The organism is Veillonellales bacterium (assembly GCA_039680175.1).
In the GTDB taxonomy this organism is placed as follows: domain Bacteria; phylum Bacillota; class Negativicutes; order JAAYSF01; family JAAYSF01; genus JBDKTO01.
The window spans coordinates 44524-57521 of record JBDKTO010000021.1 but is presented as its reverse complement, the minus strand read 5'-3'; the positions used below and the strand labels follow the sequence as shown (position 1 = coordinate 57521).

Sequence of the window (12998 nt, the reverse complement as noted above, 5' to 3'; positions counted from 1 at the left end):
TCAGGGACCACCCGGACCGCCGGGACCAATTGGCTCAACTGGACCACCCGGACCCGCAGGACCACCCGGACCGCCAGGGCCGCCAGTTCAGTTCTGCTGTAACCGCACGCCGATATGCACTGGATCTCCCGGACCAACAGCGCCTCCCGTTTCGTCCTGTGGTAACTGTACACAGATATGTACTGGACCACCAGAGCCGCCGCCGGCAGCTCCCGTTCAGTCCGGCTGCAGCAGTACGCCGATTTGCCTTGGATCTCCCGGACATCCTGGTATTCAAGGAACATGTTGGCCTCAAGATGATTTGCGGGAAAGCGGTATAAGATGCAATTTAGTTAAAGACGGAAGCTTCGAAGGTCCGATATTAACGAGCAACTGGTTGGCAATAAGGGCAAGCCTTGCACCGTTGCCGCCGTCACCGGAAATCGATTCAGCTTTCTTAACGCGTATCGCCCATACCGGCCGCACTTCTGCACGGCTTCAGCCTGTATTTGTGCCGAATCCTACAGATCCCGCTTTGCCGGGTACTTGGCAGAACGCATATCTGACCCAGCTTATTGATTTGTCGATGCTTTCCGGCCGCAACCGTTCTTTCTTCACACAGCTTAATTTCTGGGGAGCAAGATATGACCAGAAAAACGGCGCGGCAAACACTTTTAGCTTGCGTACAAGTGCGCTGGTGTTCCGTGGTGATGTGCGCACTCAAATCAGCAGCGGGACACTGAATCCGGCTGATGCTGTTGCCTCTGTAATCATTATGGAAGGCGTGCCTAATCAAGTAACGGTAACCCCGTCAACTACGCCTATTCAAGTAACAGGATATGATTTTGAATCCTATTACTTCCTGGATTCCTGCTGTAAATATCCGCCGAACCCATGTAAGTGCAGCGATGCCTTCCAGTTGACGCTTGTATTTATTGCCGAGGAGGTGAATCCACTGACTGTTCCTCCTGTAGGGGAGACATTATTGGGCGGTATTTGGTATATCGACGATGTATTTTTGTCTTAACCATTGTGAAGTAATTTCTAATTCAAGAAAGGAGGCTTTTTCATGAGTTATGGGTGTCAGGCCGATATGTTTGGTATTGACATTGCCGGTCTTTGCGATATTCAGGCATTTGATTTAAACCTCAATCCCTTTTGGACGGAAATTTCAGTGCCGGAGACGCTGATTATTCCCAGTCAAAAGCCTTGTATTGAGCAGATTAATTCAGTGAATATTTCGGCAAACATTGTAAGAAAGAAAGTAATCATAACTCCGCGCAGCCCAGTGACTGGCACTGAGTTCATTACCAACTACGCAGGGGTTGTTGTAACCGGAAGAAAATTGATTGTCGAAGGGCAGCTCTGTCAAACTGTAACCTACACGGCAGAAGTTCCCGAGCAAACAGTGCATTCAGTGCATTTTGTTGTACCATTTTCTGCTTATATTGTAATTCCGCAATTTATTACAATTGGTACAACTTCAGTGGACACTCAGTTAATTAATTTTCAGGTGAATGTTTGTGTAGAAGATCTATTTATCAAAGAATTCCGCGATCGGTATATATTTAAGAATGTGACATTATTGCTTCAGGCAGTACCTGCACCGACGGCAGGAGCAGAATGCCTGAGCGAGTTATAAGGGAAGGAGGGAAGAAAGTGGATTATTGCGTTGAGAGTCAAACGGAATCCTGTGAGACGACGGATAATCTCAATATGGGTTCAGTCACCTGTACGTCAGCCTGTAAAATGCATTTTTCGAAACCGGAGGAACATGAGTGCAAACAGTTATTGAGAGTAAAAGGCACATGTCCGGAGGCTACGGTGTCCAGCATGTTGACCCTTGCTACCGACAGAAGATGGGTACAGTTATTCATTCCGGAAGTTTTATGTGTTCCAGAGAAAAAGCCCGATATTGAGCAGTTGTTAGACGTTACAATTGTGTCGCAGTTAATTTCCCAGAGGGTAGTGAGAACGCCGGTGCTCATCAGAACAGATGCATATGGTGTTGAGACAATCGTACCCATTACCAATGCGGAAGGCTTATATACTACCGGCAAAAAATTAGTAATCGAAGGAGTTCTCAGACAAAAATTCATTTACACGGCGGCAGTTCCTGAGCAGTCTGTTCACGCGATGCATTTCGATGTTCCGTTTTCGGCTTTCATTATTCTAGACGAGGATGATCCATTAACCAGAAGATTCAAGATTGATATGTGCATAGAAGATATTTTCGTGGCGGGTTGTACCGATAGACAGGTGTTTACAAACGTTACTTTGTTTATTAAGGCTACACCGCTGGTTTGCCAGTCATGAGGAAGGAGGTTATGAGGCGTGATTTGTAATTGTATTGAAAGTGCGGTAGAGATAATTGGGTTATGCGATCCAGCGACGCTTACCTTTGAGGATGTGGATCCGGCACTTGCCACCGACAGAAACTGGTCGGAGCTATCCATACCGGAAGTGCTGACGCTGCCTTGCCAAAAACCGGATATTGAATCTATTGATAAAGTCTATATTCAAGTAAGAATTATTTCCCAGCGAATTATTGAGACGCCAGAGGGTACAAAAAATCAAGAAGGCACTACGTTGACCGGTAAAAAACTGATTGTTGAAGGCATCCTTCACCAAAAAATTGTGTATACAGCCGCTGTACGTCAACAATCCGTTCATGCCGCTCATTTCGACATTCCTTTTTCAACTTTTATTGTCCTCAAATCCACCATCGCTGTAACCGATTTATTGTGCATTGATAGCTGCGTCGAAGATGTATTTGTTCAGGCAGTTAACAGCCGGCAGATATTTAAAAATGTCACTCTGTTTTTGCGGGCTAAGCCGGCCCCGGCTTCACCATGCCATATAGTATAAATGAAAAGGCCTGCCGAAAGGCAGGCCTTATACAGGCAGAATTTACTTGCGCCGGACAGCGCAAATACGGATACCCTGTTTTCCGTTTCAATTTCTATCAAAAGTATAAAGAAATTGAATTACAGCGTCAGCTATCACCTTTTTACCCGAGATATCAGGATGCAGCCCGTCTTGTGAATAGATTACCGGCAAATAGCCGCGCTGATCGCTTAATAAGGGGTTAATATCAATTACATATGGCTGCTTTTTTAAGAAAGTATTGACGATATCAGTTTGATTTTGCCAATCATCAACAGATGGCTTTTGAAAGACTTGTTCAATTCTGTCGGGATTGATCGGTGGAATCGTTAAAAAAATTGGAGTTATGCCGGCTTGCTCACATTTATTGATGAGCCTTTGGAATTGTTCAATTACATCTTCGCCCTTCGTTCCGCCTCGTATACTGTTGCCGCTTATGAGGATCAAAAGATACTTCGGCTGAAACGGCAAAACGTCGCTGTCGAAACGCTCGACTAAGGATTCAGCACTGTCGCCGCTTCTGCCCAGGTTTTTAATTTCGTAAGGTATGTAAGACGAGTAGTCAAACCGAATATCGGAAGGCGGGTTGGATACAGCTCCGCCGCCATGTGTAATGCTGTCGCCAAAAACTGCCCACGTATAATGCTTTACAGAAACATGAAAGGGGATGGCATCCGAGTAAGTGCCGATAGGAAAGTAGCAGCTATTCAGGGCAAGTACTCGCCAGTAATAGGTGCTTTCTTCTACATAAGCGTGTGTGTCATAACAATCAAATCCGCCATCCACGGTGTAGCTGCGCACCCGCTTCATTGAGGGGCGGATTCCGTTGGGGTTTTCAGGAGCACCCTTCGTAATTTCAACGATGTAATGTTTTGCTCCTAATACAGGGATCCAGGAATATGTCGGGTAAAGCGGTGCCGGACGATTTGAATTGAAAAGAGCTGTGGGCTGGGGGGCTGTGGGATTTAATTGCCCGCCGGATAACGGCATAGGTTCAGAAAAATTCGCGATAGGCTGCCTGTTTAAATCTAAGGGCCTAATTCTATAGTATGCTTTATCAATATGCGGAATAGCAAGCTGATTTAAGTCCAGCTCAATGCCGGGAGTAAAAATATCTGCCGCATGGTAGACGAGCTCGTCGGCCGGTACGGAATCAGTTGGCTTATAAGGCTTGTTCATTACCTCCAGTTCATACGCCACAGCATCGTCGCCGCTTATCCACGCAAGCTGTATCTTATTGGTCCGGACGAAGGAAGCGCTCGATGTTAAGAAAAAACTCAATAGCAGGGTAACGATAATAAGTAAAATTATAAATTTTGTAATTTTCATAGGAAACTCCAATCTAAGTAGATGATCAGTGGCTGCGATCATGGCTTTGTATTTAAGGGAATGAAGCTGCAATCAATATCTCCATGTTTATATTTTATAAAATAGACCTTCATTTATCAATTGATAATTCACAGTATAAAAATAGAGGGTTTTAGTAATTTTAGAATCGCGCTTCCATTCGCACAGACCAGAGATGTGATACAATATTTGTTAGTACCAATAATAAAGAAAGAAGGTATTTGTTCATGGAAAGAAAAAATGTTTGGACAAAATATGATAAAAACGAATTGAGGGAACTAGAAGCGGTTAATAAGGAATATTTAAAATTCTTAGATAGCGGAAAAACAGAGAGAGAATGCGTGAAAGTTTCTGTGGAAATGGCAGAAAAGGCCGGTTATAAAAATCTGGCAGACATTATAAAAAATAAAACAAAGTTAAAGGCCGGAGATAAAGTGTATGCTGCAAACATGAAGAAAGCAATTGCTTTATTTTTGATTGGTGAAAATCCGATTGAAGCGGGAATGAACATTTTAGGGGCGCACATAGATTCTCCCAGACTTGACGTTAAGCAGAATCCATTATATGAGGATACAGAGTTAGCTTATCTGGATACCCATTATTATGGCGGAATTAAAAAATACCAGTGGGTTACTTTACCGCTGGCCATTCACGGCGTTGTCGCAAAAAAGGATGGAACGGTTGTTGAAATAGTCATGGGTGAAAATGAGAAAGATCCTGTTGTGTTCATTTCTGATTTGCTCATTCATTTAGCACATGAGCAGCTTGAAAAAAAGGCGGATAAAGTAATCGAAGGCGAAGAACTTAATATAATTATTGGAAATAAGCCATTACAAGGCGAAGAAAAAGATGCCGTAAAGAAACAAATATTGAAACTTATCAAGGATACATATGACATTGAGGAAGAAGATTTTATCTCGGCAGAATTAGAAGTGGTTCCGGCAGGAAAGGCAAGGGAAGCGGGAATCGATAAGAGTATGATTATGGCTTACGGTCATGATGATCGGGTATGCGCTTACACTTCCTTAGCAGCAATGCTTGAGTTTGAAAGCGTAAAGCGAACAGCCTGTACAATCCTTGTGGACAAGGAAGAGATAGGCAGTGTCGGTGCGACTGGCATGCAATCGAAATTTTTCGAAAATACGGCGGCGGAAGTATTAAATGCAATGGGCGGATATTCAGAACTGATACTGAGAAGAACGCTGGCTAATTCAAGAATGTTATCATCCGATGTCAGCGCGGCATTTGATCCAACGTTCGCTTCCGCCTTTGAAAAGAAAAACGCAGCTTATTTTGCCAAAGGAATGGTATTCAATAAGTTTACCGGCGCAAGGGGAAAATCCGGTTCAAATGATGCAAATGCAGAATATATTGGAAAATTAAGACATATTTTAGATGAACATAAAGTTGCCTATCAGACGGCGGAACTGGGGAAGGTTGATTTTGGCGGCGGCGGTACGATTGCTTATATTTTATCACTTTATGGCATGGAAGTAATCGACTGTGGCGTAGCCTTGCTTAATATGCATGCACCGTGGGAAGTTGTAAGCAAAGCTGATGTATACGAAACGAAAAAGGGGTATATGGCATTTTTATCTCACTGATAGCGTGATAAGTCATTAGGGGAGGCGGCGCAATGGTGCTTAAAAGCATACGGTTGTCATGTTGTGTTTTTGACGGTTTTTGTGTTAGACCAGGAGGATTTCAGGTAACAGCATGGAAAAGAATAGCTAAGCTATCTTAGGGAATGAAACTGTGGCTGTGCTGCGGTTATTCCGGCCTGCTTCGATCAGGCAAATTATTAGAAAGATAAGAAAAGAGGGAAAATGGGATGAATTATAAGGAAGTACTGGAAAATGCCCGTACCTGTATTGGCAGTTACTGCAAGGCATGCAATGTCTGTAACGGGCTCGCCTGCCGAAACAGCATTCCGGGACCGGGGGCAAAAGGCGTTGGCGACTCAGCTATCCGCAATTATCAGAAATGGCAGGAGATTCGGGTCAATATGGATACGCTTTGTGCGGGCAGACCAGTAGATACGACATTGCACTTATTTGGCCAGACATTTAAGTATCCCTTTTTTGCCGGTCCGGTTGGTGCGGTGAATATGCACTATAGTGATAAATTCAACGATATGACGTATAATGCTATTTTGCTTTCTGCCTGCCGGGAAAATGGAATCGCTGCGTTTACCGGCGACGGTACGGATCCGAAAGTCATGGAGAGTGCAACAGAGGCAATCGCTCAGGTGAATGGCTGCGGTATTCCTACTGTGAAACCGTGGAATTTGGCTACAATAAAAAGTAAAATGGAGCTGGTGCATAAGGCAGGCGCTTTTGCTGTTGCCATGGATGTAGATGCAGCCGGCCTGCCTTTCTTAAAAAATATGACACCGCCGGCCGGCGGGAAATCAGTTGACGAACTTCGTCGCATTTCCGCAATGGCAGGTGTTCCGTTTATTGTCAAAGGGATTATGAATATAAAGGGCGCACTGAAGGCAAAAGAAGCAGGAGCAAAAGCAATTGTTGTTTCTAATCATGGCGGCAGGGTATTGGACCAGTGTCCGTCCACGGCAGAGGTACTCCCAGAAATCGCTGCGGCTGTCAGCGGCGGGATGAAGATTCTGGTGGATGGCGGTATCCGTTCCGGTACCGATATTTTTAAGGCACTGGCACTGGGGGCAGACGGTGTTCTAATCTGCCGTCCCTTTGTAACGGCTGTCTACGGCGGCGAAAAGGAAGGCGTGAAGCTTTATATTGAAAAGTTAGCGGGAGAGTTAAAGGATACGATGGCGATGTGCGGCGCTTTCAGCTTGAGTGAAATCACGAAGGACATGGTGCGGGGAGCAAATCTTCCCCAGAGCTCACTTTAAATAATCGGCAATGGTTACATATCAATGGGGACGGTCGGATTCCTGACAGAATTTTGGCTGCGAAATAACCTAAACGCGGTTCGAAGCTCTGCCGCGCAAGGCCGGAGAGAAAAAAGAAAGCTATCACGACGATAGCTTTCTTTTTATATACGAATTATATACGAACTTGGCCGAGCGCTGCCTGACGGGGATTTTTCATCGGCAAGTTTGAGCAAATTTCGTTAGTTCCTGTGCAGCGACTCTACCATAAACGTTGCGGTATTCCTGGTCCAACCGGCCAGCCGGCCAGATACCAGCAGGAAAATAAGATATACCACATGATCAGAAAGGAAACCGCATAAGGAATCATAAGTGAAAAATAGGTTCCAATTCCGGCATCTGATTTATACTGACCTAAATCCTCTAAAAACAAAGGCAAAAAGGGGTTCACAAGTTGAATCGTATTTAACGATCCGTCCCCTGCCCGGAAGGCTGTTTGAATAAAAGCCGGATGATATCCCAGCAGCATAAACATAGGAACGAATACGGGCGACAGAAGGGACCAAATGGCGGAACCGCTGGCGATAAACAGTCCCAGGCACTGGCCGAACAACATAAAGCATAATAAAGCAGGCAGTCCGGTCATGCCAATGTTTTTTAAAAATTCAGCCCCGGTGGTAGCGATTAAAGTGGCCATATTCGTCCAGGTAAAAGCTGCAATAAACTGGGCAATGGCAAATGCCATAACGAGAAACCCGGATAACCCTTTTATCGACTGACTCATCATTTTGATAGCATCGTCACCCTTGCGGATCGTGCCGGCTTTAATCCCGTAAGTCAGACCCAGAGTAAGCAAAAACAGGAACAGCATCGGCACAATCCCTTTCATAAACGGTGAACCGGGAATACCGCCGGTTTGAGGATTCCGCAGCAAAGCGTTTTCCGGCACTATCAACGCTAATATGACAGCAAGGAAAACCACAGCCGCTATGCCCGTAGTATGCAAGGCCTTCCGTTGAATATCGGTAGGCTTTTCCAGGGTAATCTCTTTCATTCCTTTATAGGTTCCCAAGCGGGGTTCTACAAATTTTTCGGTTATAAACGTTGTCAATACGGCAAGGTAAATGACGGAAAAAGAGGTAAAGTACCAGTTATCAATCGGTGTTACGACTATATCCGGATTGACAATTCCGGCCGCCTGGGTAGTAATTCCCGACAGGAGAACATCGGTCGTGACGATTAATATATTCGCGGTAAATCCGGAATAAATTGCAGCCAGCGATGCGGCAAATCCGGCAAAAGGATGTCTTCCCAAAGAATAAAAAACCATGGCGGCTATCGGGGGGACAATGACAATCGCCGCATCGGATGCGATATGGCTCATAAAACTGATAATCACTATAGTAAAAGTAACGTACCGCTTTGGGATAGAATGGATAGAAGCTTTAATGGCAGCATCCATTAAACCGGCTTTTTCTGCCAGCCCCATGCCTAAAGTTAGAACCAAAATCATACCGAGAGGCGGAAAGTTGAGATAATTTTTAATCATGTTGGTAAAAAGCCAGCTGATTCCTTCCCTGCTAAGCAGGCTTTTTATGTATATCGTCTTGTGGTCCAGCGGGCTTATTGCCGTCATATTCAACGATGCCAAAATAGCAGAAAGTACGGCGAGAAAAGCAAAGAAAAGTAAAAATAATATTGCCGGATTGGGAAGTTTATTGCCGAAAATTTCAATTTTCTTCAAAAAGTCGCTGCCTGAAGGCGGTTTTATTGCCGGCTGCGTTGCCAAATCACTCATGAATACACAGACCTCCTTTAAATTCTGTCTTCCTGCTGCACGATTACCTAATCGTCTAATCAAGCCTTATTGCCATCCCTCCCTTTAAATACGAATCTGATATTTTACGGCTATTAATGGATATTTCCTTAATTAAACCACTTTACTATAATGGGCCAGTGCCGCCAGACCCGTTTGATACATAATCTTAACACCGATCAGCAAGGCAGCTTCGTCTATATCAAAAGATGGATTGTGTAAGTTATAACGAGGTTTTCCCTCGCTGGCACAGCCTAACCAAAAATAAGCACCGGGAATTTTAGCGAGATATCGGCCAAAATCTTCGGCAGCCAGAACGGGTTTCAAATCGCTATGTACTGCGCTGTCACCGAGTATTTCCTTTGCCGCCTGAATAACCAGTTCCGTCGGTTTCGCCCCATTGCTCAGCACAGGATAGCCATAGCGGTAATCCAGAGCATACGTTCCTCCCTGGGAGGCAGTCACACCTTCCAGTAAATTTTTTACCTTGTCCGGTATGTCAGTCCTGACGTTTTCGTTCAAAGTGCGAACCGTTCCCTCCATTGTCACTTCCCTGGCGACTACATTATACCGTTCGCCGCCCTGAATAGTCCCAATCGAAAGAGTAGCGGTTTCCAGCGGATCAATCCGGCGATTCATGATATGCCCCATTCCTTGTATGACATCGGCGGCAATAGCAATCGAATCCACGCCGCGGTGCGGCTGTCCGGCATGGGCTCCCTTTCCCAGAATCCGGATAGTAAACCGATCGGAGGCGGCCATCATTGGTCCCGGATGAATGCCAATCTGACCACATAACAGATCCGGCCACAAATGCAAAGCAAAAATGACAGCCGCATCGTCCAGCACTCCGCTTTGAATCAGTAAATTTGCACCGCCAACAGGCGCAGCTTCTTCCGCCGGCTGAAACAGCACCTTAATGTTTCCTGCCATTGTGCTGCGGCATAGCGAAAACATTTTCGCCACGCCTAACGCAATCGCCATGTGGCCATCATGACCGCAAGCATGCATTACTCCTTCGCAGGTCGACCGGTAAGAAACGTCATTGGCCTCCGTAATTGGCAGGGCATCCATATCGGTGCGGAATACAACGGTCGGACCGGGAACTTTCCCCCGGATAATGCCGCAAACCCCAAAATGGTCAGCAAATGTCTGTGCTTCAATTCCCATGTTTTGTAAAGCAGCCGCAACAGCCAATGATGTTTGTTTCTCGTGGTTGCTTACTTCCGGAAACTTGTGAAACGTCCGGCGCCAGACAACCAGCTGCTTTGCAAGATCAGAATCAAATCTTGGATCCCACATTTTAAAACCACCTTATCCTAAAAATTAATTGTTTTCATTATATCACTCATTTTGGGTTATTTATAGACATTTCCTAAAATGTTTTTAAAAATATTTTATATCCTTAATAACAAGAAAAAGCTCTCGCACTATTGGCGAGAGCTTCATTGCTCTATCTTTTATTTATCAAAAACAGCATAACAAAAAAAGTAAAATTTGTCAATCTGTTTATTTCAAGCTAAATTCATCATTGGCCGCAGCAGCAAATCCAAAAAAATTTTGTACAATTTGCGGGGACGGCCTTTCACCAGCAGCTCTTCCCCGGCTGCTCCGGCCAATCCCTGATCGACCAGCGTATTCAAAAGGCGCCTGGCGCTGCGCGGGGTAATCGCCAAATACATGGCTAATTCATCGGCCCCAATAACATCCTTATCCAATTTATCGATGGCAACTAATAATTTATTCACGGTAGTAAGACTGATATTTAACTGCTCGGCAAACTTGCGGCAGGCAGCATCGTCAGCCCGGATGGAATATTTTAGATGAACCGCGGAACTTAACGGGCCGATTACTTCCCGGTTGTCCGTCACTACCATCCAGCGCCCTTTTCCCTTCTGTTTAGCAATGCCTAATGCTTGGAACGCATTTTCTTCCGCCGCATAGGCAGTAGAGCCAAAACCAATGCCGCCGCTTACTTTTGCTGCCACATTCCGGGTAATATCCTCAAAAATAGGCATAATTGTAAATTTTTCCGTAGTTTCTTCCAGAATTCCTCTGGTCGAATATAAGGTGAACTGACCGCCGCCGCGTAAGACCAGCGATCCCTTCAGCATTTCAGCATATCCTACCAGTATCTCATATAAACGCAATTCGATTCGTTTCGCGCTGTAACTGGAACTGTCGCGAACAATGTCGTCATAATCCTCGATTGCGATATGCTGAATAGCCAGCTGGCTTCCCTTAAACCGCTGGGCTTCAAATGCATTAATGGCAATCGCCAGTCCGGTCCGGATATTACTCCGGGTTGGCCAAATGCGAAATATCGGTACGCCCAGCTTTTTAAGGTTTTCATAGGTTGCCCAAAAACAAGTGACGGCAATATTGGTTTTTCCGTCTTTCCATAAATTATAATGATATTCGGTTATTTCTCCGGCAGATACAATCCCGGCGTAATGATTGACATAAATTTTAGGCAGCGGCAAATCAATATCGTGAAAGGTTTCTTCCACTTCTTTTTGACTAAATGTATCAAAACTGATGCTTTCAATTGCCAACTGTTCAATATGGGTAATTTGCAGCAAAGCCCGATAAAGACTCGCCCCTGTATGTGGAATATAAAATAAAGATTTATTCGTTTTTAGTGCCAAAGCCCGTTGATAGGGAACAATTCCCGAAAATAGCCATATATCGAAATTATTTTCATACCGTTCCAATATTTTCGTTACTTCCGAAGCATCTTGGTAAACAATGGATACCGGCTCTAAATAATCTGATCGTTCCATGGCAACTTCGTGAATTAAGGCAACCGAATCGGCTGGTCCGACAACTGCCAATCTTATTTTATCCATAAAAATTTCTCCTGCGATATTTATACTTATTACTATTATACCATTAACCGATCATAAGTCATATAGAGGATAGACAAGAGGATGACAGCTGCGTAAGGGAGATAGCGGATCAAGCCTAACCCGGCAAAGAAAAACCTTTGCCAAGTACTTCAGTCGCATCCTGCACGATCATAAAAGCATTAGTATCCAACTCATTAACAATCCTTTTTATTTTGGCAATTTGAGTTAGTTTGACGACGATAAAAATGACTTTGCGTTTGTTACTCGTATAGGCGCCTTCGCCGTTTAAGAAGGTTATTCCCCTGCCGATTTCAGTCAATATCGCATCGGCGATAGCCTCATTATAATCCGAAATGATAGTTATAGTCTTCTTTTTATTAAAACCTTGGATTACCTTATCAGTAATCGTAGCACCAACATACATCGAAAGCAGGGTATACATTGCCGGTTTTATGCCAAATAAGAAAGCCGCAATTGTCATTAAGACACAGTTAATTTCAAGGCCGACATAGCTTACGTTAAATGCGTAATATTTTTTCAACAGCATGGCGATAATATCGGTTCCTCCCGAGCTGCCGTCTACTCTAAATACCAGCCCGGATCCAATCCCGGATAGTACTCCGCCGTAGATTGTCGCTAACAGTATGTCATCTACCACCTGCAGAGGAGATAACCACCGGGTTAAGTCAATACCCAAGGTAAAAACCAGCATGCCGTACAATGCGCAAAAAAAGAATTCTTTATCAAATTGTTGGTATGCAAGATAAAAAAGGGGCACATTCATCAAGGCAACCAGCAAGCCTATCGGCCAGTTAAAAAGATAGTGAGCAATCATTGCAATTCCGGCCAAGCCGCCGCTTAACAGGTGGTGAGGAACCAAAAAAGTATTAATACTGACTGCACACAAGAGACTGCCGGCACCGATTGATGCATAGCGAATAAGCAATCTCCGTCGAGAGTTTATCAGTAAGGACATAAAAAGCACATCCCTTCAATTTATTGATAATGATAATCATTACCAGCAAGAATATTATATACAATGTGCATAGGAAAAACAACCCCCAAAATGGATAAACAGGGCATGAATTTTTTAAGGCTGTACGGGAGCCAATGTTGCTGCTGCGGTGGTGTCAAAAGGGACGGGGCTGCTGGGATACAAGGCGACAGCTGCTGTGCCGCCAGAAGATGAAGGTTCGGTCCCTCGTTATATAGTGGCGGATGTTATTGTGCATAATAAAAGGAAAGCATGCAGCTTGTGTCAAATATTGAC

At 44.5% G+C, this 12998-nt stretch carries 11 protein-coding genes; 6 read left to right on the top strand and 5 right to left on the bottom strand.

Features of this window, described 5'->3' with window-relative positions; all coding sequences use genetic code 11:
* The first annotated feature begins 376 nt into the window (after window positions 1–376).
* Genes ABFC84_03385 through ABFC84_03370 form a run of 4 tightly spaced genes read left to right on the top strand, consistent with a single transcriptional unit; the run spans window position 377 to window position 2847 of the window.
* A complete protein-coding gene (locus tag ABFC84_03385) occupies window positions 377–1006 on the top strand; it encodes a hypothetical protein (protein MEN6411794.1) in 630 nt (209 codons plus the stop codon).
* A gap of 42 nt (window positions 1007–1048) precedes the next feature.
* On the top strand, window positions 1049–1621 hold the full coding sequence (locus ABFC84_03380) for a DUF3794 domain-containing protein (protein MEN6411793.1): 573 nt from the start codon (window positions 1049–1051) through the stop codon (window positions 1619–1621).
* Window positions 1622–1638: 17 nt separating this feature from the next.
* Window positions 1639–2295, top strand: a complete 657-nt coding sequence (locus ABFC84_03375; GenBank protein ID MEN6411792.1) for a DUF3794 domain-containing protein — start codon at window positions 1639–1641, stop codon at window positions 2293–2295.
* Between the two features lie 18 nt (window positions 2296–2313).
* Window positions 2314–2847, top strand: a complete 534-nt coding sequence (locus tag ABFC84_03370) for a DUF3794 domain-containing protein (GenBank protein MEN6411791.1) — start codon at window positions 2314–2316, stop codon at window positions 2845–2847.
* A gap of 87 nt (window positions 2848–2934) precedes the next feature.
* On the opposite strand, the gene ABFC84_03365 is transcribed toward ABFC84_03370, so the two are convergent.
* On the bottom strand, window positions 2935–4194 hold the full coding sequence (locus tag ABFC84_03365) for a GDSL-type esterase/lipase family protein (protein ID MEN6411790.1): 1260 nt from the start codon (window positions 4192–4194) through the stop codon (window positions 2935–2937).
* A gap of 245 nt (window positions 4195–4439) precedes the next feature.
* Here ABFC84_03365 and ABFC84_03360 point away from each other — a divergent pair, with 245 nt between their 5' ends.
* Together ABFC84_03360 and ABFC84_03355 are read left to right on the top strand one after the other, a co-directional pair.
* Window positions 4440–5816: an aminopeptidase gene (locus ABFC84_03360; GenBank protein ID MEN6411789.1), complete on the top strand. Its 1377-nt coding sequence runs from the start codon at window positions 4440–4442 to the stop codon at window positions 5814–5816.
* A gap of 227 nt (window positions 5817–6043) precedes the next feature.
* On the top strand, window positions 6044–7084 hold the full coding sequence (locus tag ABFC84_03355) for an alpha-hydroxy-acid oxidizing protein (protein MEN6411788.1): 1041 nt from the start codon (window positions 6044–6046) through the stop codon (window positions 7082–7084).
* 241 nt (window positions 7085–7325) lie between these two features.
* Here ABFC84_03355 and ABFC84_03350 read toward each other — a convergent pair whose 3' ends face one another.
* From ABFC84_03350 to ABFC84_03335, 4 genes are all read right to left on the bottom strand, one after another.
* Complete coding sequence (locus ABFC84_03350) at window positions 7326–8861, bottom strand: AbgT family transporter (protein MEN6411787.1); 1536 nt, start codon at window positions 8859–8861, stop codon at window positions 7326–7328.
* Window positions 8862–8993: 132 nt separating this feature from the next.
* Window positions 8994–10181: an amidohydrolase gene (locus ABFC84_03345; GenBank protein ID MEN6411786.1), complete on the bottom strand. Its 1188-nt coding sequence runs from the start codon at window positions 10179–10181 to the stop codon at window positions 8994–8996.
* Between the two features lie 212 nt (window positions 10182–10393).
* Entirely contained in the window at window positions 10394–11728 is a 1335-nt protein-coding gene (locus ABFC84_03340) for a hypothetical protein (protein ID MEN6411785.1), read from the bottom strand.
* Window positions 11729–11843: 115 nt separating this feature from the next.
* Window positions 11844–12704 carry a YitT family protein gene (locus ABFC84_03335; protein ID MEN6411784.1) on the bottom strand — a complete coding sequence of 287 codons (861 nt, stop codon included), beginning with the start codon at window positions 12702–12704 and terminating at the stop codon, window positions 11844–11846.
* Between the last annotated feature and the right edge of the window lie 294 nt (window positions 12705–12998).